This is a genomic window from Pseudoduganella sp. R-32 (assembly GCF_049913245.1).
Classification (GTDB): domain Bacteria; phylum Pseudomonadota; class Gammaproteobacteria; order Burkholderiales; family Burkholderiaceae_D; genus Rugamonas.
In genome coordinates this window covers 4325975-4346419 of record NZ_CP183987.1, presented here as the reverse complement: position 1 = coordinate 4346419, position 20445 = coordinate 4325975, and the positions used below count along the sequence as shown (strand labels likewise).

20 protein-coding genes are annotated in these 20445 nt (G+C 63.3%); 11 read left to right on the top strand and 9 right to left on the bottom strand.

Annotated elements, in window-relative coordinates:
• Window positions 1-39: 39 nt before the first annotated feature.
• Genes ACN9MU_RS19715 through ACN9MU_RS19705 form a run of 3 tightly spaced genes read left to right on the top strand, consistent with a single transcriptional unit; the run spans window position 40 to window position 6964 of the window.
• Entirely contained in the window at window positions 40-1509 is a 1470-nt protein-coding gene (locus ACN9MU_RS19715) for a cache domain-containing protein (protein WP_426343328.1), read from the top strand.
• A 9-nt stretch (window positions 1510-1518) separates the two neighbouring features.
• Entirely contained in the window at window positions 1519-5814 is a 4296-nt protein-coding gene (locus tag ACN9MU_RS19710) for a response regulator (protein WP_426343327.1), read from the top strand.
• A gap of 1 nt (window position 5815) precedes the next feature.
• Window positions 5816-6964 (top strand): response regulator, encoded by a 1149-nt coding sequence (locus ACN9MU_RS19705; protein ID WP_426162099.1) that lies wholly within the window; start codon window positions 5816-5818, stop codon window positions 6962-6964.
• Window positions 6965-6967: 3 nt separating this feature from the next.
• On the opposite strand, the gene ACN9MU_RS19700 is transcribed toward ACN9MU_RS19705, so the two are convergent.
• On the bottom strand, window positions 6968-7978 hold the full coding sequence (locus tag ACN9MU_RS19700) for a sulfate ABC transporter substrate-binding protein (protein ID WP_426162097.1): 1011 nt from the start codon (window positions 7976-7978) through the stop codon (window positions 6968-6970).
• Window positions 7979-8151: 173 nt separating this feature from the next.
• On the opposite strand from ACN9MU_RS19700, the gene ACN9MU_RS19695 reads away from it, so the two are divergent.
• Window positions 8152-8670 (top strand): GNAT family N-acetyltransferase, encoded by a 519-nt coding sequence (locus tag ACN9MU_RS19695; RefSeq protein ID WP_426343326.1) that lies wholly within the window; start codon window positions 8152-8154, stop codon window positions 8668-8670.
• A gap of 3 nt (window positions 8671-8673) precedes the next feature.
• On the opposite strand, the gene ACN9MU_RS19690 is transcribed toward ACN9MU_RS19695, so the two are convergent.
• Window positions 8674-9270 carry a M15 family metallopeptidase gene (locus ACN9MU_RS19690; RefSeq protein ID WP_426162094.1) on the bottom strand — a complete coding sequence of 199 codons (597 nt, stop codon included), beginning with the start codon at window positions 9268-9270 and terminating at the stop codon, window positions 8674-8676.
• Window positions 9271-9432: 162 nt separating this feature from the next.
• Here ACN9MU_RS19690 and ACN9MU_RS19685 point away from each other — a divergent pair, with 162 nt between their 5' ends.
• Window positions 9433-10167: a ThuA domain-containing protein gene (locus ACN9MU_RS19685; protein WP_426162093.1), complete on the top strand. Its 735-nt coding sequence runs from the start codon at window positions 9433-9435 to the stop codon at window positions 10165-10167.
• Here ACN9MU_RS19685 and ACN9MU_RS19680 read toward each other — a convergent pair whose 3' ends face one another.
• Window positions 10168-10392 (bottom strand): 2-hydroxymuconate tautomerase family protein, encoded by a 225-nt coding sequence (locus ACN9MU_RS19680; RefSeq protein ID WP_426162092.1) that lies wholly within the window; start codon window positions 10390-10392, stop codon window positions 10168-10170.
• Window positions 10380-11744, bottom strand: coding sequence for an MFS transporter (locus ACN9MU_RS19675; RefSeq protein ID WP_426343325.1), 1365 nt, complete (start codon window positions 11742-11744; stop codon window positions 10380-10382). The genes ACN9MU_RS19680 and ACN9MU_RS19675 overlap by 13 nt, the downstream gene beginning before the upstream one ends.
• A gap of 95 nt (window positions 11745-11839) precedes the next feature.
• On the opposite strand from ACN9MU_RS19675, the gene ACN9MU_RS19670 reads away from it, so the two are divergent.
• Window positions 11840-12700: a LysR substrate-binding domain-containing protein gene (locus tag ACN9MU_RS19670; protein ID WP_426343324.1), complete on the top strand. Its 861-nt coding sequence runs from the start codon at window positions 11840-11842 to the stop codon at window positions 12698-12700.
• Between the two features lie 100 nt (window positions 12701-12800).
• Here the strand turns inward: ACN9MU_RS19670 and ACN9MU_RS19665 are convergent, their stop codons facing one another.
• The 4 genes from ACN9MU_RS19665 to ACN9MU_RS19650 all read right to left on the bottom strand — a co-directional run bounded on the left by ACN9MU_RS19665 (window position 12801) and on the right by ACN9MU_RS19650 (window position 17289).
• Window positions 12801-15029 carry an NADP-dependent isocitrate dehydrogenase gene (locus ACN9MU_RS19665; RefSeq protein WP_426343323.1) on the bottom strand — a complete coding sequence of 743 codons (2229 nt, stop codon included), beginning with the start codon at window positions 15027-15029 and terminating at the stop codon, window positions 12801-12803.
• 122 nt (window positions 15030-15151) lie between these two features.
• Window positions 15152-15988, bottom strand: coding sequence for a sterol desaturase family protein (locus tag ACN9MU_RS19660; RefSeq protein WP_426343322.1), 837 nt, complete (start codon window positions 15986-15988; stop codon window positions 15152-15154).
• 45 nt (window positions 15989-16033) lie between these two features.
• Window positions 16034-16792 (bottom strand): helix-turn-helix domain-containing protein, encoded by a 759-nt coding sequence (locus ACN9MU_RS19655; protein WP_426343321.1) that lies wholly within the window; start codon window positions 16790-16792, stop codon window positions 16034-16036.
• The gene (locus tag ACN9MU_RS19650; protein WP_426318318.1) at window positions 16777-17289 is read right to left on the bottom strand and encodes a DUF1697 domain-containing protein; all 513 of its coding nucleotides are present in this window, start codon (window positions 17287-17289) and stop codon (window positions 16777-16779) included. The genes ACN9MU_RS19655 and ACN9MU_RS19650 overlap by 16 nt, the downstream gene beginning before the upstream one ends.
• Window positions 17290-17299: 10 nt before the next feature.
• On the opposite strand from ACN9MU_RS19650, the gene ACN9MU_RS19645 reads away from it, so the two are divergent.
• Together ACN9MU_RS19645 and ACN9MU_RS19640 are read left to right on the top strand one after the other, a co-directional pair.
• Complete coding sequence (locus ACN9MU_RS19645) at window positions 17300-17581, top strand: 2Fe-2S iron-sulfur cluster-binding protein (RefSeq protein ID WP_426337645.1); 282 nt, start codon at window positions 17300-17302, stop codon at window positions 17579-17581.
• A gap of 92 nt (window positions 17582-17673) precedes the next feature.
• On the top strand, window positions 17674-18261 hold the full coding sequence (locus ACN9MU_RS19640; protein WP_426172242.1) for a YcbK family protein: 588 nt from the start codon (window positions 17674-17676) through the stop codon (window positions 18259-18261).
• Window positions 18262-18363: 102 nt separating this feature from the next.
• On the opposite strand, the gene ACN9MU_RS19635 is transcribed toward ACN9MU_RS19640, so the two are convergent.
• Window positions 18364-18549 (bottom strand): DUF3460 family protein, encoded by a 186-nt coding sequence (locus ACN9MU_RS19635; RefSeq protein WP_426162080.1) that lies wholly within the window; start codon window positions 18547-18549, stop codon window positions 18364-18366.
• A 35-nt stretch (window positions 18550-18584) separates the two neighbouring features.
• On the opposite strand from ACN9MU_RS19635, the gene ACN9MU_RS19630 reads away from it, so the two are divergent.
• The 3 genes from ACN9MU_RS19630 to ACN9MU_RS19620 are packed head-to-tail and all read left to right on the top strand — an operon-like array spanning window position 18585 to window position 20435.
• Window positions 18585-18989: a hypothetical protein gene (locus ACN9MU_RS19630; protein ID WP_426162079.1), complete on the top strand. Its 405-nt coding sequence runs from the start codon at window positions 18585-18587 to the stop codon at window positions 18987-18989.
• 10 nt (window positions 18990-18999) lie between these two features.
• Window positions 19000-19770, top strand: coding sequence for a transporter substrate-binding domain-containing protein (locus tag ACN9MU_RS19625; protein ID WP_426162078.1), 771 nt, complete (start codon window positions 19000-19002; stop codon window positions 19768-19770).
• A 2-nt stretch (window positions 19771-19772) separates the two neighbouring features.
• The gene (locus ACN9MU_RS19620) at window positions 19773-20435 is read left to right on the top strand and encodes an amino acid ABC transporter permease (RefSeq protein ID WP_426162077.1); all 663 of its coding nucleotides are present in this window, start codon (window positions 19773-19775) and stop codon (window positions 20433-20435) included.
• Window positions 20436-20445: the final 10 nt, after the last annotated feature.

The window sequence follows — 20445 nt, the reverse complement described above, 5'->3', positions numbered from 1 at the left end:
TTTGCCATGTTGGTAATTGAGAGAATTGCAAAATATCGCTTGCGGGCCTGGGCTGTGGTCGCGCTATTGGCCGCGGCAGCGGCCCTGCTGGCCGGCAGCAGCTACCGCGCCGGGCTGGAACAGGCCAGGCTGGAATTATTGAATATCGACGTGCAGCGCGACGCTATTGCTGCAATGTCATTAACCCTGGACAGTAATTTGATGGGGGCGATTTCCCTGCTCGGATTGATTGAGCCGGATATCAAAAAAGACAGTACCGAGTCAATTCCCGCCAACCAGCCGAAAATATCGGCCTTATTGGAAAACGTGGCCCGCAGCCAGCAAATCCAGGGTTTATTCGTGGTGGGCCGGGACGGCTTCGTCAAATCGTCCTGGGACGATAGCGGAAAACCATCGACCGGCATCGACGTGCGCTTCCGGCCTTATTACAAGGAAGCCATGGCCGGGCGCAACAATATCTACGCCGCCGTCAGCCTGGCGCGCGGCGACCATGCCCTGTATTTCGCCGCCCCGGTCTACGCCGGCATGGCGCGCCGCGGCGATCCGGTGGGCGTGGTGGTGGCGCGCACCGGCATGGACAAGCTGGAGCGCCTGCTGGCGCGCAGCGGCCAGGCCGCCATCCTGCTGTCGCCGCAAGGCGTGGTGTTTGCCAGCAGCCGGCGCGAATGGCGCGGCATGCTGGCCGGCGAGGTGACGCCGGCCCGGGTGGCCGGCATCCGGGCCGTGCGCCAGTTCGGCAAGTTGTTCGAAGAGAAGGAGCCGCGCCCGCTGCCGATCAAGCTGGCGCCGGGCATGGTGCAGGGCGAAGGCCGGCATTTTGCGGTGGCTTCGGCCAGCGTGGACTGGCACGATCCATCCGGCGCCTGGCAGCTGGTGGTGCTGGAAGACCTGGGCCAGAGCGTGCCGCCGGGCAGCGGCCTGCCTGCCGCTGCCATGGCCGCGGCCATGGTGCTCCTGCTCGGCGCGGCCGGCCTGCGCGCCGTGCGCAGCCAGGCGGCGCAGCAGCGCGCCCACCGCGAGCTCGAACGCGTGGCGCAGGAGCAGCAACTGCGCGCCGAACGCAAGATGCAGCTGGCCCAGGTGGCGCTGCAGATGCAGCAGGCAAGCAGCCGCCATGCCCGCCTCACGGCCTTCCTCGACCAATGCCACCTGCTGTTCGGCGCCATGCAGGGCAGCATCTACGCTGCCGTCGCCGATGGCCTGGCGCTGGCCGCCAGCTATGCCTGCACTGCGCCGCCGGCGCGCTTGGCGCTGGGCGAGGGCCTGCTTGGCCAGTGCGCCCTGGAACGCGAAGCGCGCATCGTCGACGCCAGCGGCGCGGGCGCGGCATGGCGCATCCGGTCCGGGCTGGGCGAGGCGCCGCCGGGCGCCTTGCTGCTGGCGCCAGTCCAGCTGCAAGGCCGCCTGCTGGGAGCCGTGGAACTGGCGCTGCTTGCAACCCCGGATGCGGCGGCTTATGAACAATTCCTGTCAGCGCTCGACCTGCTGGCAATCAATATGACTGAGTAGGGAGGAAGCGTGGCCCGCTTACTGACGCGACTTGAAAAACTGGGCCTGACGTGGAAGCTCGCGCTGGGTTTTGGCGGCAGCCTGTTGATCACGCTGGCGTTCGGGCTGCACAACGTCACCACCCAGGCCCGGCTGCATGACGAGATCCTCGGCATCTACAAGAATGACTTGCTGGGCATCTCCGACGCCAAGGATGCGCTGATCCAGTTCGCTCAGCGCGGGCGGGCCTTGCAGCAAGCCTTGCTGGCGCGCGACAGGGCTGGCCGCGAGTATGCGATGTCCATGCTCGAAGAGGCCCAGCGCAAGCAAGACCGCGCGCTGGAGGAACTGCGCCCGCGCATCATCCGCGAAGCGAACCGCAAGAACCTGGCCGAATTCGAAACGGCCTACGCCGACTATCACCTGCGCGTGGACGACGCGCTGCGCCTGTTGCGCGCCGGCCAGGTGGAGCAGGCCGGCGCCGTGGTGGCGGATCCGGCGTTCCAGGAACACGCCATCCGCGCCAATAATGCCTTGACGCGCATCGCCGAAATCAAGGAAGACAGCGCGCGCCACCAGATCGAAGAGATGCAGGCATTGTCGCGCTACGAAAAGCAGCTCACCTATGGCTTGCTGGGCCTGAGCCTGGTGCTGGGCGTGCTTTTCAGCTACCTGGTGGGACGTTCGGTGCGGCTGCCTTCGGACCGCCTGCGCAGCGCCGTGCAGCAGCTGGCCAAGGGCAAGCTGGGTGCCGAAGTGCCGCTGACCGACTTCCCGAACGAGATGGGCAGCCTGGCGCGTTCGATCAAGGTGCTGCAGGAGGAAGCGTGCAAGATGGAGGCGCAGCGCTGGCTCAAGACCCACCTGGCGGCGATCGGCAACGACCTGCAATCGGCGGAAAGCGCGGAAGACCTGGCGACGCGCACGCTGGCGCTGCTGGCGCCGCTGGTGCAGGCAGGCCACGCGGCCTTCTACCGGCATGAGGCGGAAGAGGGCAGCCTGGCGCTGCTGGCCGGCTATGCGATGCGCGGCAGGTCCGCGGCGCAGCAGCGTTTCCTGCTCGGCGAAGGGCTGGTCGGGCAGTGCGCGGCGCAGCGCAAGCCGATCGTCATGCGCCAGGCGCCGGCGGGCTATGTGCGCATCGGCTCCGCGCTGGGCGAGGCCGACCCTGCCAGCATTGCCATCGTGCCGGTGCTGCGCAATGAACGCCTGCTGGGCGTGCTGGAACTGGCAACGCTGGAGCCTTACGGCGACCAGGCCCAGGCGCTGCTCGATGGCGCGCTGCCGGTGATCGCGATGAATATGGAAATCCTGGAGCGCAACGAGCGCACCAGGCTGCTGGAAGAGCGCAGCCGGCTGGTGCTGGGCGCCGTCAGCGACGGCATCGTCGGCCTCGACCTGGCCGGCCGGGTCACCTTCGTCAACCCGGCGGCGCCGGCCTTGCTTGGCTACGAGGAAGGCGAGCTGGTAGGCGCCGAATGGCAACAGGATGGCGAGCTGCTGAAGCGCAAGGACGGCAGCGCCTTCCCGGTGGACTACGCGGACCGGCCCATGTACAAGGATGGCGCGCAGGTCGGCTCGGTGGTGGTGTTTCGCGACATCACCGAACGCAAGCAGCTGGAAGAGCAGATCCAGCGCAGCAACTTCCTCGGCGATATCGCGCTGGAAATGACCGGCTGCGGCTACTGGGTGGTGGACTACAGCGATCCCGAATACTACACGCAGTCCGAACGCGCCGCGCGCCTGCTGGGCGAACCGCCGCGGCCCGGCGGCCGCTACCACCTGCAGGACGAATGGTTTGCGCGCGTGGTGGAAGCCGATCCCGAAGGGGCGCTGCGCGTGGCGGCCCGGGTGCAGGGCGCCCTCGACGGCAGCTACGACAAGTTCGACGCGGTGTATGCCTACAAGCGCCCGCTCGACGGCCGGGTGATCTGGCTGCACGCCGTCGGCACCGTGGTGCGCGACGAGCAGGACGGCACGCCGCGCTTCATGTATGGCGTCTACCAGGACATCACTGCGCAAAAAGCTGCCGAGGACGAGCTGCGCGTGGCCAAGGAGCAGGCGCAGGCCGCCACCCGTGCCAAGAGCGATTTCCTGGCCAATATGAGCCACGAAATCCGCACCCCGATGAACGCCATCATCGGCATGTCGCACCTGGCGCTGCAGACCAAGCTCGATAAGCGCCAGCGCAACTACGTCGAGAAGGTGCAGCGCGCCGGCGAGAACCTGCTGGGCATCATCAACGACATCCTCGACTTCTCGAAGATCGAGGCCGGCAAGATGACGGTGGAACAGGTTGAATTCGACCTCGATGACGTGCTGGACAACCTGGCCAACCTGATCGGCTTCAAGGCCGAGGACAAGGGCCTTGAACTGCTGTTCCAGGTAGCGCCGGAATTGCCGACCGGCCTGGTGGGCGATCCGCTGCGCATCGGCCAGGTGCTGGTCAACCTGGCCAATAATGCCGTCAAGTTCACCGAGCAGGGCGAGGTGGTGGTCGGCATCGAACAGTGGGCGCAGGACGCGGCGGGCGTTGAACTGCACTTCTGGGTGCGCGACTCCGGCATCGGCATGAGCGAGGCGCAGAGCGCCAAGCTGTTCCAGTCCTTCAGCCAGGCCGATGCCTCCACCACGCGCAAATACGGTGGCACCGGCCTGGGCCTGGTGATCTGCAAGAACCTGCTGGAGCTGATGGGCGGGCGCATCTGGGTCGAAAGCGCGCAAGGCATGGGCTCCACCTTCCACTTCACCGCACGCTTCGGATTGCAGGCCAACCCGAAGCCGCGCCGCATGTTCCGGGCCGACGAATTGCTCGGCGTGCGGGTCCTGGTGGTGGACGACAATGCGTCGGCGCGCGAAATCCTGTCCACGGTCGCACGCTCCTTCGGGCTGGAAGTGGACGTGGCGCTGGGCGGGCAGCAGGCGCTGGACATGGCTGCGCGTGCCGGGCAGAAGGCCATGCCGTACGACCTGATCCTGATGGACTGGAAGATGCCGTCCATGGACGGGGTGGAAACGGTGCGGCGCCTGCAATCGGGGGACGCCGGCCGGCTGCCGGCGGTGATCATGGTGACCGCCTACGGCCGCGAGGAAGCCTTGACCAGCGCGGAGGAGCGCCGGGTCCGGCTCAAGTCCGTGCTGACCAAGCCGGTAACGCCGTCTGCCCTGCTGGAAGCGGTGGGCGAGGCCCTGGGCAAGGGCGTGCTGGCCGAGGGGCGGCGTGCGGCCGAGCGCGACATGCACCAGGTCGACGTCATGGCGCGCCTGTCAGGCACGCGCGTGCTGCTGGTCGAAGACAACGAGATGAACCAGGAGCTGGCGATCGACCTGCTGGGCAAGGCCGGCATCGAAGCGGTGCTGGCGCGCCATGGGCAGGAAGCGCTGGACATCCTGGCACAGGACACGCGCTTTGACGGCGTGCTGATGGACTGCCAGATGCCCGTGATGGATGGCTTCCAGGCCTCGCGCGCGATCCGCGCCAATCCAGCCCTGGACAAATTGCCGATTATCGCGATGACGGCCAACGCCATGGCCGGGGACCGCGAGAAGGTGCTGGCCAGCGGCATGCAGGACCATATCGCCAAGCCGGTCAACGTGGCCGAAATGTACGCCACGCTGGCGCGCTGGCTGCGGCCGGCACCGGGCGAGGGCCAGGCCGGCATGCTGCCTGCCGCGTCCAATGCGCACGCCGCCTCCGTCGATGCCGCCGGCGGCAAGCCAGCGCCGCTGCCGGCGCTGCCGATGGTCGACGTCCGGGCCGGACTCGCGACCTCCATGGGCGACGAAAAGCTATACCGCCGCCTGCTGGTGAAGTTCCGCGACGGCCAGCAGGACTTCGCCGCCATGTTCGTGCACGCGCTCATGGGCGGCGATGCGACTGCGCCGGAGCGGCTGGCGCATACCTTGAAGGGCGTGGCCGGCAATATCGGTGCGCGCAGCGTGCAGGAGGCTGCGCAGGCGCTGGAGCAGGCGTGCCAGAACGGGGCCGCGCGCGAGGACCTGGAACGCCTGCTGGCAATGGTGCTGGTGGAGCTCGATCCGCTGCTGGCAGCGCTGCGCGCGCTCGACGCAGAAATGCGCGGCGGCGCCGTGCACCCTGCGCTGGTGCCTGCCATGCCGGCCGCCGCACCGCCGCTTGGCCGCCTGCGCCACCTGCTGGCGGACAGCGACTCGGAAGCGGCCGAGCTGTGGGAGGCGGAGCTGGCGCAATTCAAGGCGGCCTTGCCCGATCACTGGCGACGAATTGAAAACGGAATTGGTAACCTGGACCTGGAAGCCGCGCTGGCGGCGCTGGACGAAGCAATGGTAAGCCTGGAGGAAAAGTGAGATGGAACTGGAACTGATCGCAAGGAAAACCGTGCTGCTGGTCGACGACTCGCCCGACAACCTGGTGCTGATGAACGACCTGCTGAAAGACCTGTACAAGGTGAAGGTCGCCAACAGCGGCGAGAAAGCCCTGCGCATCGCCACCACCGGCCAGCCGCCGGACGTGGTGCTGCTCGACGTGATGATGCCCGAGATGGACGGCTATGAGGTATGCCGCCGCCTGAAAGCCAATCCGGCCACCCGCGACATCCCCATCATCTTCCTGACCGCGAAGTCGGAGGTGGAGGACGAACAGCTTGGCCTGGACCTGGGCGCGGTCGACTACATCACCAAGCCAATCAGCCCGGCGATCACGCTGGCCCGGGTGCGCAACCACCTGATGCTGAAGGAGCATGCCGACTTCCTGCGCGACCAGAACGAATTCCTGGAACAGGAGGTGCGCGAACGTACGCGCGAAGTGGTGGCAATCCAGGACGTCACCATCCTCGCCATGGCATCGATGGCCGAAACCCGCGATTCCGAAACCGGCAACCATATCCGCCGCACACAGTTCTACGTCAAGGCGCTGGCTGAACGCCTGAAAGGCCATCCTCGCTTCAGTGCGGTGCTCACCGACAGCTACATCAACCTGCTGTTCAAATCCGCCCCGCTGCACGATATCGGCAAGGTCGGCATCCCCGACCGCATCCTGCTCAAGCCCGGCAGGTTCGAGCCGCACGAATTCGAAATCATGAAGACCCACACCACGCTGGGCCGCGCCGCCATCGAGCACGCGGAACGCTCGCTGGGCACGCCGATGGCGTTCCTGTCGATCGCCAAGGAGATCGCTCATTCGCACCAGGAAAAATGGGATGGTTCAGGCTATCCGGAAGGGCTGGCCGGCGAAGCGATCCCGGTTTCGGCGCGGCTGATGGCCGTGGCGGATGTGTACGACGCCCTGATCAGCCGCCGCGTCTACAAGGACGGCATGCCGCATGAGCAGGCGGTACAGATCATCACCGAGGGCAAGGGAAAACACTTTGATCCCGACATTGTTGATGCATTCATCGGGTTGCAGGAGGAGTTCCGCGCCATCGCGGCGCGGTTCCATGATACCGACCATGACATGGCCGAGAAGAAGGCGCAGATTGAGCGCCTGACGAAAGCGTAAGGCTTACTTCGAGCTGTAGATCTTGTCGAACTCGCCGCCGTCGTCGAAGTGCTTCTTCTGGGCTGCGCGCCAGCCGCCGAATACTTCATCCACGGTGAACAGCGAGATCGGCTTGAAGTTGGCCGCATACTTCTTGAACACGGCGTCCGAGCGCGGGCGCAGGTAGTGCTTGGCGATGATCTCCTGGCCGCCTTCCGAGTACAGGAAATTCAGGTAGGCAGTGGCCTCCTTGCGGATGCCTTTCTTGTCCACCACCTTGTCCACCACGGCCACCGGCGACTCCGCCAGGATCGAGGACGATGGATATACCACTTCGAAGTCGTCGCCGAATTCGGCGCGCACCAGGTTCACTTCGTTTTCAAAGGTCACCAGCACGTCGCCGATCTTGCGCTGGGTGAAGGTAGTGGTGGCTGCGCGGCCGCCAGCATCCAGCACCGGCACGTTCTTGAAGATCTTGCCGACCAGTTCACGGGCATGCGCTTCATTGCCGCCTTTCTTCAGTACCGAGCCCCAGGCCGCCAGATAAGTGTAGCGGCCATTGCCCGCGGTTTTCGGATTCGGGATCACGACGGCCACGCCCGGCTTGGCCAAGTCGGCCCAGTCCTTGATGGCCTTTGGATTGCCCTTGCGCACCAGGTAGACCATGGTGGAGTAGGCCGGCGCCGCATTGTTCGGGAATTTCTTGGCCCAGTCCTGTACCACCAGGCCGCGGTCGGCCAGCATGTCGATGTCGTTGGCCTGGTTCATCGTCACCACCGACGCTTCCAGGCCATCGGCCACGGCGCGCGCCTGTTTGGAAGAGCCGCCGTGCGACTGCTTGACGGTGACGTCGACGCCCGTGCTCTTCTTGTACGCGGCCGCGAAAGCCGGGTTGATGTCCTTATACAGTTCACGTGCCACGTCATAGGACACGTTCAGCAGGGTCACTTCGGCGGCCGATGCGCCCGAAGCAAAACCGAAGGTCGCCGCGGCCAGTGCGGTGCTGAGTGCAAATGCGAATTTGTTATAAGTCATGGCAATCTCTATTGTGAAAACAGATATGCATGGTCTAGAATCTCGCGCCGAAAGGAAACTACTTATTCGTTATAAGCTTAGTCTCGGCCCCGGATAAGCTTGCGTGCACGCGGCCTCATACGGGGTTTTTGCCGCTGGTGTATATTCCGGTTATTGAATACCTGTGAGCACGCATGAGTTTTGAAATTCGCCGCGCGGAAGCGAGAGACGCCACGGCTGCCTGTGAGGTGCTGCGACGCTCAATCGCCGAATGTTGTGTGCTTGACCATAAAAACGATCCCGCCATTCTTGGCGCATGGCTTGGCAACAAGACGCCGGAAACGGTCGCGTCCTGGTTTGCTTCGCCCACCAACTATTCGCTGGTGGCGGTCGAGCAGGGCGCGGTGGTCGGCGTGGCCTTGCTGACCGCGGCCGGCAAGCTGGCCCTGTGCTATCTGCTGCCCGAAGTGCGCCAGCGCGGCGCAGGCAAGGCCCTGCTGGCCTGCGTCGAACAGCAAGCCTGCAGCTGGGGCGTCAAGGCCTTGCAACTCCACAGCACTGCAACCGGCGAGGAATTCTTTGCCCGCCAGGGCTATCTGCGTGCCGGCAATGTGCGCTCGCCTTACGGTGTCGACACGGTCTTCTTCTGGAAGCAGCTTGATGGCACCGTGTGCGATGCCAGCAAGCCGAAGCGCTTCTGCGGCTGCAACTAGGGTTCAGGCGTAATAGTCGAGACCTTGTTCATGGCGCCGGAATAGTTCGACCAGCATGTCACGTTCCGACTCGTTCCTTGCCCAGTCAGGCCGCAGCTGGAAGTGCGGTTGGTCGACGATCGTGGTCCATTTTCCGCCCCATTCAAGCCCCAGGTCCTGCCCGAGGCCGCCGACCACCTTGTATTTGGGCGAAGTGGGGAGGTATTTGGTGCCATCGAAGACCCCCACATCGAATGCAATGCCATAGTTGTGGTTTGACTGGCCGCCCTTGGCGTTGGTCACCTTCTTGCCCGGCGTCGTGCGGCCCTGGGCGTACAGCTTGTCCTGCTCCGCAAATGAGCGCAGGCCGCTGATTACCTTGATGTCGATGCCGATCGAAGCGGCCTTGTTGACCAGGGCCCTGGCATATGACCTGGCTGTCGGGTGCAAGGTGAGGATGACGGCCTCACTTCGTGCGTCGACATTTCCGGACAGTTCCGCCGGCACTTCCTCGCCGACGATCTTCGAATAGATGGCGGCCCAGGTGATGGGGCCGGGGCGTCCATCGGCTTCAATGCCCAGCTTGCGCTGGACTGCGCGTATCACCATTTCAGTATCCATGGCCGAATCCTCCGCAGCGTCGCCTTGTAAGATTCGTCCTATGATCTGCCGGAAAATGCCTCAAAAGTCTCGCAAATACTCACCTGTTGCCAAATTGAAGCAACTTGTCTCGCGCAATTCGTGATAGCGTTACCAAACTGGGCCGCTAATGGAGGGATGTGCGTGAAAGTGTTGATAACGGCAGTTTTTGCTTTGGCTTCCAGCTGCGTGCAAGCGGCGCAATTCACCGTGCTGGTGTTTTCGAAAACAGCGGGCTGGCATCATGACTCGATCCCGGCAGGTGTCGCGGCGATCCAGGAGCTGGGCAAGCTGCATGATTTCAATGTGTTCTGGACCGAAGACGCCAATCGCGTATTCAGTGACCAGGAACTGGCGAAATACCAGGCCGTAGTCTTCCTGCAGACGACCGGAGATATACTTGACTCGAAACAGAAGGGGGCGTTCGAGCGCTACATCCGTTCCGGCAGAGGTTATGTTGGTGTGCACAGTGCGTCGGACACGGAGTACGGCTGGCCGTGGTACACCAGGCTGGTGGGGCATATGTTCGACCACCATCCAGCGATCCAGACCGCCATCCTGAAAGTGGAGAACCGCAGCTTCCCGGGCATGGAGCGTTTCGCCGCGCGCAACCTGGTGACGGAAGAATGGTACGCGTTCAAGCCCGCCACCAGCAAAGTCAGCTATCTGCTCTCGGTCGATGAGACGACTTACAAGGCCGGACCCCAAGGCATGGGCGCATTTCACCCGGTCAGCTGGTATCAGGACTACGATGGCGGACGCGCGTTCTACACTGCGCTTGGCCATCTTCCCGCGACCTACGGCGACCCGGTCTTTCGCCACCACCTGTACGGCGGTATTTACTGGGCCGCCACGGGCAATGGCCTTGAACCGCGATGATCAGCCGCCTTGCGCCTTGGCTGCTGCGGCCTTGGCGCGCAGCGTGGTGACGTTGTCGTAACCGATGCCCCAGTTATCGGTTTCCACTTCATCGATGATGACGAAGGTGGTTGCCGGGTTCTTGTTCAGCACGCGCTGCAGCAGTTCGGTCGCGCCCTTGATCAATTCCAGTTTCTGTTCGGCGGTGACGCCTTCCTTGGTGATGCGGAAATTTACGTACGGCATAGAGAAGCTCCTTTGGTTGAAATGGGGTGTTTGATGCAATACCAGGCCAACAGCGCGCCGAGCAGCAGCAAGATGGTGGAAACGGACAGTGCGAATTTGATATCCTGCATGGCGCCGAAGATCGCGACGCCCATGGCGCCGCCCACCTGGCGCGCCGTATTCAACACCGCCGACGCGGTACCGGCCTGGCTGCGATCGATGGCGGCCAGGATCGAGGTGGTCATGGCCGGCACCGCGAGGCCCATGCCGGCCGGGATCAGCACCAGTCCTGGCAGCATTTCCAGGAATGTGGCGTCGTGTGCGACACCGAAGACGCCCAACAGAGCATAGCCCGCGGCGCCGACCATCCCGCCGACGATCATCGGCAAGCGCGACCCCGCACGCGCCTGCAACCGGCCGCTGGCGATATTGGAGAAAATGAAGGTGCCGGTCAGCGGCAGGAAAACCAGCCCCGCATGCATCACTGAGAAGCCGCGCACTTTCTGCAAATGGAAGCTGAGTACGAAGATCACACCGTAATAGGCAAAGTTGACCAGGACGCCAAATAGTACCGCGCCTGAAAAACCGATGTCCCGGAACAGGCCAAGCGGCAGCATGGGCGCCGCGCTGCGCTGCTGGCTGCGAATGAACAAGGCCGCCGACACCAGGGCCGCCAGCAGCGCGCCCTGCACGAGGTGGCTGGAGGCGCCCAGCGTATTGAATTCGATCACCGCGCCGATAAACGCCGTCAGCGCAACGATGGCGAGTACCTGGCCGCTGATGTCGAATGAGCGCGCCGGATCCTTGCCGCGCAGGGCAGGGACCACGCGCAGCGTGAGCCAGAAACCCAGCACGCAAATCGGGATATTGACCCAAAAAATGCTGCGCCAGCCGGCAACACTCATCAACAAGCCGCCCAGCACCGGACCGGCTGCAATCGATACGCCGCCGGCAGCCGTCCACCAGGCGATGGCCTTGGCCAGTTGGGCGCGGTCGTGAGCGTAAGCCGTGTTCAGGATCGACAGCGAGCTAGGCACCAGCAGCGCGGCGCCGACGCCTTGCACGGCCCGCGCCAGGTTCAATGCCAGCGCACCCGGCGCCATCGCACAAGCCAGCGAAGCGAGTGTAAACAGGGCAAAGCCCGACAGGAACACGCGGCGTGCGCCGAAACGGTCGCCCAGCACGCCCGCCGACAACAGGAAGACGGCAAAGCCCAAGGTATAAGCGTCGACCACCCACTGCAATGCGCTGACGCTGGCGCCCAGCTCTCGGCCGATTTCCGGCAAGGCCACGTTGACGATGGTGACGTCGAGCTGGACGATGATGAAGGCAAAGCTGGCGGCCAGCAGGACGGCGGGGGATGGCTTGTGCATGGTGAAGCTCCTTTGGATAGCTTGAACTATAAATGTCTTCACGCATCAATAAAAATGAATAATAATGAATTCATCTATCTCAATTGGAGAATGAAATGGAACTCTCCTCGCTGAGGATATTCAAGACCGTGGCCGAAGAAGGCAGCGTGACCCAGGCCGCAGCGCGGCTGCACCGGGTGCAATCGAACGTCTCGGCGCGCCTGAACCAGCTCGAGGAATCGCTGGGCGTGACCCTGTTCAACCGTTCGGGGCGGCGCATGCTGATCACCGCGGAGGGCACGCGCCTGCTGGAATATGCCGACCGCCTGCTGCGGCTGGCGGACGAAGCGCAGATGTCGGTGCGCGGCGAGAACGAGCCGTCGGGACAGCTACATATCGGCTCGATGGAAACCACCGCCGCCGCGCGCCTGCCGCGCGTGCTGGGCGCATTCCACCGCAAGCATCCGCAAGTGGACCTGCTGCTCGATACCGGCCCGACCGACTACCAGATACAGCAGGTACTGAATCACAAGGTCGATCTCGCGCTGGTCTCCGGCCCGGTCGAGCGCCCGGAACTGGAACAGCAGCCTGTATTTGTAGAAGAACTGGTGCTGTTGACCGACGCGCTGCACGGCCCAGTCACCGGACCGGCTGACGTGGCGCGCCGTACGCTGCTGGTTTTTCGCAGCGGCTGCTCCTACCGGCGCCGCCTGGAATGGTGGTTTGCCGACGCCGGTGTCGCCCACACGCGGATCGCCGAATTCGGTACCTTCGAAGCCATCATCGGCTGTGTTGCCGCCGGCATGGGCGTCGCCATGATGCCGCGTGAAGTCCTGAGGCAGCGCGGCCTGGGCCGCACCGTGCAATGCCACACCTTGCCGCCGGAAGTGGCCGAAGTGGAGACGGTCATGGTATGGCGCCGCGACATCCCCCACCACGCCGCCCGCGACGCCTTCATCGCCAGCTTCCGCCAATAGTAAAAAGAAAGTCGGGGTCAGGTCTGGCAATCCGCCACTTTGTGGCGGATTGCCAGACCTGACCCCGACTTTTATAGACGGAGCTAGGGCAGGGGCCGGGTTACAGGGCGGCCAGTGCTGCGTTGAAGGTTGCGCTTGGGCGCATCACGGCGGAGGTCTTGGCTGCATCCGGCTTGTAGTAGCCGCCGATGTCCATGGCGCCGCCTTGCACGGAGTTCAGCTCTTCGACGATTTTTGCTTCGTTCTCTGCCAGCGACTTGGCCAGCGGTGCGAACTTGGCTTTCAGCTCGGCGTCGTCGTTCTGCGCTGCCAGGGCCTGGGCCCAGTACATCGACAGGTAGAAGTGGCTGCCGCGGTTGTCCAGCTCGCCGGTGCGTGGCGATGGCGACTTGTTGTTGTCCAGCAGTTTGCCGGTGGCTTCGTCCAGGGTCTTGGCCAGGATCTTGGCTTTGGCGTTGCCGGTCTTGATGCCCAGCTCTTCCAGCGAGACGGCCAGCGCCAGGAACTCGCCCAGCGAATCCCAGCGCAGGTGGTTTTCTTCCACCAGCTGCTTGACGTGCTTCGGTGCGGAGCCGCCGGCGCCGGTTTCGTACATGCCGCCGCCTGCCATCAGCGGAACGATGGACAGCATCTTGGCCGAGGTGCCCAGTTCCAGGATCGGGAACAGGTCGGTCAGGTAGTCGCGCAGGATGTTGCCGGTCACCGAGATGGTGTCCAGGCCGCGCGATACGCGCTCCAGGGAGTAGCGCATGGCGCGGGTCTGCGACATGATCTGGATGTCCAGGCCGGTGGTGTCGTGGTCTTTCAGGTAGGTCTCGACCTTCTTGATCACTTCGGCTTCGTGCGGACGGTAGGTGTCCAGCCAGAACACGGCAGGCATGCCGGAGTTGCGGGCGCGGGTGACCGCCAGCTTGACCCAGTCACGGATCGGAGCGTCCTTCACCTGGCACATGCGCCAGATGTCGCCTTCTTCCACGTTCTGGGTCAGCAGCACTTCGCCGGTGGCCAGGTCGGTGATGTTGGCGATGCCGCCTTCCGGTACTTCGAAGGTCTTGTCGTGCGAGCCGTATTCTTCGGCTTGCTGCGCCATCAGGCCTACGTTTGGCACGGTGCCCATGGTTTTCGGGTCGAAGTTGCCATGCCATTTGCAGAAGTTGATCATCTCCTGGTAAATGCGGGCGAAGGTCGATTCAGGCATGACTGCCTTGACGTCGGCGGTGCGGCCGTCGGCGCCCCACATCTTGCCGCCGATGCGGATCATGGCCGGCATCGATGCGTCGACGATCACGTCATTTGGCGAGTGGAAGTTGGTGATGCCCTTGGCCGAATCGACCATGGCCAGCTTCGGACGGTTTTCCAGGCAGGCGTGCAGGTCTTTCAGGATCTCGTCCTTCTGCGACGCTGGCAGCTTTTCGATCTTTTCGTACAGGTTGACCATGCCGTTGTTCACGTTCACGCCCAGCTCTTCGAACAGCTTGGCGTGCTTCTCGAACGCTTGCTTGTAGAAGATGCGTACGCAGTGGCCGAACACGATCGGGTGCGATACCTTCATCATGGTCGCTTTCACGTGCAGCGAGAACATCACGCCGGTTTTGTAGGCGTCGTCGATTTCGCGCTCGTAGAATTCCAGCAGGGCTTTCTTCGACATGAACATGGAGTCGATGATCTCGCCGGCCTGCAGGGCGACCTTCGGTTTCAGCACGATGGTCTTGCCGGACTTGGTGATCAGTTCCATCTTCACTTCACGGGCCTTGTCCAGGGTCATGGACTTTTCGCCGTGGTAGAAGTCGCCGCCGTGCATGTGCGATACGTGGGTGCGCGAAGCCTGGCTCCATTCGCCCATCGAGTGCGGGTTCTTGCGTGCGTATTCTTTCACTGCCTTTGGCGCGCGGCGGTCGGAGTTACCTTCGCGCAGGACCGGGTTCACGGCGGAGCCGATGCACTTGCCGTAGCGGGCTTTCAGTGCTTTCTCTTCTTCGGTCTTGGCGTCTTCCGGGTAGTCCGGCAGCTTGTAGCCGGCAGCCTGCAGTTCGCGGATGCAGGCGACCAGCTGGGAGACCGATGCCGAAATATTAGGCAACTTGATGATGTTGGTGTCCGGGTTCTGGGTCAGGGCGCCCAGTTCGGCCAGGTTGTCCGGCACTTTCTGTTCGTCGCTCAGGCATTCCGGGAAGGCTGCCAGCACGCGGGCGGCGACCGAAATATCGCTGGTGACGACGTCGACGCCGGCTGGGGCTGCGAATTTCTGCACGATTGGCAGCAGGGAATAAGTCGCCAGCAGTGGCGCCTCGTCGGTAAGGGTGTAGATGATTTTAGACTTTTGAGACATGTTTATTCCCTCAAATGCGGAGGTTTTCCGCTGAATATTCTTCCCTGGGCTCGCCGGGTTCGGCAGGCTCGGGGTGGATAGCGGGTGGGCGATGGCCTACCGGACAAGCTTGACATTGTAGCTCACAGGAATGGTCGTAACAATTGGCGAAGATACTTAGACGGGGCATCCTGGCTGTCCAGGCCGACGTCAGCTTGTCCGATGCGGCCCGGCGGCTGGCGGTAGGTGCGGAACAGGTGGTCCCACAGCATCAGCCATTCGCCGAAATTGACCTGGGCGTCCTCGTATTTGCGTTTGTGGTGCCAGCGATGGGTCTGGGCGACGCCGAACAGGTGGCGCAACGGACCCAGCGAATAGTCGAGGTTGGCGTGCTGGAAGGCCAGGTGGACGGAAAGAATGGCCAGGCCGGTCGCGACCGTGACTGCGGGCGCGCCCAGTGCCAGCAGGACGGCAAAACCCGGAGCGCCCATCATCATGGCGTGCAGCGGGTGGCGCCGTTCGCTGTTCAGCCAGTACAGGCGTTCGCTGCTATGGTGCGCTTCGTGGAACAGCCACAGGCGGTGGTGGCGATGGCTCAGCCAGTGCATAAAAAACAAGCCGAAATCGAGCACGACCATGGCAGCGGCGATTTGCGCCCAAGCCGGCCAGGTGGCCGGCCAGGCTGCTGGCGCAGGCAACAGGGCGCGTGCCCAGGACAGGATTTCAATACTGCCATACAGGACGCTTGCGTTGACCAGGAAGTACAGGCAGTCGGTGCGCGTATCGCCATGATCGGCCAGCCAGGCCGCCTCATAGGGCTGCAAGCGTTCGAGCAGGGCGACGCAGGCAATGGCCGCCAGCGCCATCAGCGGCACGGCTGGCCAGTAGGGCAAGCCTTGCGTGGCGGCCCAGAAAATCGCCGCGGCGGCGCCGCCAAAAACGATTGGATAACTCAGGTAGCGTATCGTCCATTGCTTCATGTTGACCTCCAGTGGTGAAAGAAGGCCAGCGTAAGGGCGCGCGCGTCAGGTGGCTTGAACGAAAGAGCTATCCAGCACGATGCCGCGCAGAAGGGCGGCCGGGTTAAGGCCGAACATCTCGCGGAAAGTACGCGAAAGGTGGGCCGAGTCGGCGAAACCGGCGGCGTGCGCCGCGTCGGTCAGGTTGCCGCGCTGAGCAAGCCGGTGTAGTGCCAGTTCCAGGCGCAGCCATTTACGATAGCTGCGCAAGGGGAGGCCGGTCTGTTCGACGAACCAGTGGGAAAAACGGTCGGGCGACAGATGGGCAAGCTCGGCCAGCTGGAGCCTGCTTGCGCCGCCTTCCGCAATGCCTGCGCGCAGCGCTCCAGCGACGGCGGTCATGCGCGCATCCTGAGCCGAGGGCCGGGACAGGCCGAAAGCCTGCCGCAGCACGCTGCGCAGGGGCTGGCCTGTATCGGCGGCCGCGAGGAGCTGGCTGCACAGATCGTCGGCCAGCAGCGCCGGCGTGTCGGCCGGGGCCTGGAACAAGGCCGTTCCTTCCGGCGTCAGCGGGTCCAGGTAGACCAGGAGCGCCTCGTCGGCGCAGACGCAATGCGGCAGTCCTGCCGGGATGGCAATTCCGGGGGCGCGCAGCGGGCCGGTAGGGAAGGCCACGCCAATTTCGCCATGGAGCGAAATGACCAGCTGGTGCGCGTAATGGGCGTGCAGTGCGCTGTCGCCGATCGCGCCGCGGAATACGCCGAAGCCGGGCGAGAGCAGGGCGTTTCCCGACCAGTGCTGTCCAGGCATCAGGCTGACGCGCACTTGCGCACCGTGTCCCAGGTGCGGGTGGTGATGTCCTTGCCGAAAGTCTTCTCGATCAGGCGCATGAAGACCGGGCCGTCGCTGCTGGGCAAGTAGGTCGAAAACACCTCGCTTCCAATTACGCCAAGCATTTCAGCGCCGCTGATGGGCGGCGGCAGCACGGTCGCGGATGGCGCGGCACGCAGGAAGCTCACCACGCGCTTGGCAGCCGGCTCGGCGCCCAGGCCAGGATAGGGGTCCGCCGCCAGCAGGTCTTGCAGGTGTTTTTGCGAGCGGATAATGGTGTAGAAGCTGCGGCCGAGCGCCTTGGCCATCGCTGCCTCGGCCTTGCGTTCCAGCGCGGCTTCGGAGGCGGAACGGGCGTCGAATGCTACATTGCCGCTTGATAGAAGCGTCTTGACGTTGGAAAATCCGGCACTTTCAAAGGCGGCTTTCAGTTCCGGCATCTTGCAGTTCATCGGGCTGACGCCGCGGAGCAGGGCAATATAGCGAGGCATTGTGTTTCAGATAAGAGTTGAGCCAAAGGGATTATCGTTCGAAACGGATGGCGAGGCCAGCTTGCTGGTGGCGGCCGCCCGCGCCGGCGTGGTGCTCCCCAGTTCCTGCCGCAACGGTACCTGCCGCACCTGCATCTGCCGGGTGCAAAGCGGCACTGCGCGCCACCTGATTGAATGGCCAGGCCTGAGCCTGGAGGAGAAGCGGGAAGGCTATATCCTGCCTTGCGTGGCGGTTGCAACGTCGGACCTTGTGATCATCGCTCCCGCTGCGAAGTTTACGACAAATTGTTAAAGGGGTTTCTCAAGTCATTCTCTATTGCTATAGTAATCGTTATTGCAATAGATGGAATCGCCATGACAACTCGCAGAGACTTCCTCCATATGATGGCGGGCACAGCGCTGGCTGGGCTGCCGCTGCTTGGCCAGGGTCGCGCGCAGTCGGAGCCGGAACCTCCGCCCGATATTTTCGACGCCCAGATGCTGGACCTGGAATTCTGGATCAAGCCGCGCACGATCAGCGTGATCCGGCCGCAAAGCGGGGAGAAGGCCCGGCTGACCTACTGGAAGGATGGCGAGATCATCGACTCGGCTTACCAGGAGCTGTGCCATTTGCTGCGCGACGTGAACGGCAAGGAGACGGCAGCGATTGATCCGAAGCTGTTCGAGACGCTGTGGGGCGCGCAGGCGTTTGTGCAGCGCTTCGGGATCGAGAGCCCGCTGGAGATCTTGTCGGGGTATCGCACGCCGGCTTCCAACAAAAAGCTGATCGAGCAGGGAATTCCTGCGGCGCGGCAGTCGCTGCATATGAGCGGCAAGGCAGCCGATATCCGGATTCCGAACTTGAACGCGGAGGTGCTGGGCAGCCTGGTGCAGAGTTTCCGGCAGGGGGGCGTGGGGTTTTATTACCGCCAGGGGCCGCGGGGCGGGTGGATTCATGCTGATACCGGGCTGCAGCGGAGCTGGAAAGGCTGAAACCGGTAAACCAGTGTCTGACCCATAGGGTCAGACACTGATACGCGGCTGCCGCAGGCCGAGGTGTCTGACCCTGTGGGTCAGACAACGGTTTACCGGTTTTCAGTGGTAGTAATATGCCGGCGTCGGCACCGCATCCGTCCTGGCAAGCCGCTCGGCCTCCAGGTCCACCTTATGGTCCCACCAGATATTCCACCCCACCCGCTGGTCTTCCACCAATTCCGGATGCTCATCCAGCAGCTTGCCGAAGAACGCATCAAACTCAGATACATATTCGTTTACTTTCATACCGCCTCCTGAGGTTTCGGTTACACTCCTGACCCATGTTTAATCACGATGACGAAGCGGCCAAGCCGCGCTTTCGCCCGGTGCCGTGGACCGCACTGGAAACGCCCCAGGACGTGGAGCTGTGGATTGCCGAGCACGACCTCGCGCTGAAGGAACACGTCGGCAAGCAGGAAACCGGCTACGGCGTGTGTTTCAGCCTGGCCGAGGGCGGCGATATCTACATGCAGACCACCGAGGGCGCCGTTATCCTCGATGTTACTCCTGAAGCCGATTGGGTGGAGCCCTTGCTGTGCGCTATCGCCGCTTGCGAGCCGCCCAAAGGCCGCCTCTGGACCCTGCCCGAAGACAAGCTGGTGCAGCTCATCCTTGGCCTGTCCGTCCTGGTCGCCAGCACCACCCTCGTCGTCGGTCATAAATTCGGCCGCAGCCGTTCTTACTAAAGGATTCCTGATGCGCAAACCGTTGATCGCCCTCCTGCTGGCCGCAGCCGCGCTGCACGCCAGTGCCGCCGACCTGCTGCAAACAGTCAAGGCGCGCGGCACGCTGAAAGTGGCCATGGAAGGCGTCTACCCGCCATTCAATTTCAAGGAGAAAAATGGCGAGCTGGCGGGTTACGACGTCGACGTGGCGCGCCTGGTGGCCAGCAAGCTGGGGCTGAAGCCGGAATTCGTCACCACCGAATGGGCCTCGATCCTGGCCGGACTGGCCAGCAATAAATACGACGTCATCATTTCGCAGGTTGGCATCAACCCGAAGCGCGAACAAGCTTTCGACTTCAGTACGCCTTACATCTACTCCTCGCCGATGCTGATCGTACGCAAGGATGACAAGAACAACTGGACTTCCCTCGAACAGCTGAAAGGCAAGCGCGTCGGCGCCGGGCAGGGCAGCGTCTACGAGATGCAATTGAAGGCTGTGCCCGGCATCGACGTGAAAGGCTACCCGGCAGCCCCGGAAAACCTGACCGACCTGGCGCTGGGCCGTATCGATGCCGCCTTGAACGACAGCCTGATGACGGCCTATTTGCTGAAAACCACCAAGCTGCCAATCAAGGCCGGCGCCCGCGTCGGCGCCGTCGAGCGCATGGGCATTCCCTTCCAGAAGGGCAATCCCGCCTTCAAGGCCGCGCTCAACAAGGTGCTGGCGGATGCCGCCGCCGACGGCAGCCTGAAAGCCATTTCCATGAAGTGGTTCGGCACTGACGTCAGCAAGGCGCCCTGAGCATGGAGTGGCTGGAGCTGCTGCACGAGGCGGCGCCCGTGATGTTGAAGGGCGCCGGTTATACCCTGGTGTTCGCGGTCGCCGCGATGGTGGGCGGCCTGGTGCTGGGCTTTCCCACTGCCGTGATGCGCATCCTGCCATGGAAGCTGCTGCGCTGGCCGGCCAATGTGTACGTCAGCCTGATGCGCGGCACGCCGCTGCTGGTGCAGATGTTCGTGATCTATTACGGCCTGCCGTCGGTCGGCATCGAGTTCACGCCGGTCACCGCCGGCATCCTGGCGCTGAGCCTGAACGCCGGCGCCTACCTGTCGGAAAGCCTGCGCGGGGCCATCCTCTCGATCCATAAAGGCCAGTGGTCGGCCAGCTACAGCCTGGGCCTCGGTTACGGACAGACCTTGCGCCATGTGGTGATGCCGCAGGCGCTGCGCATTGCCGTGCCTTCGATGAGCAATACCCTGATCAGCCTGATCAAGGATACTTCGCTGGTGTCGGTCATTACCATGACGGAACTGATGCTATCGACGAAGGAAGTGATTGCCACCACCTTCCGCCCCTTGCCGCTCTATCTCGCGGCAGCCGTCATCTACTGGATACTCAGCCTGGCTTTCGAGCAACTGCAACGCTTTGCCGAACAACGCCTGAACCGCGCGCACCGCCAAAGTTAGCTGCTCGACA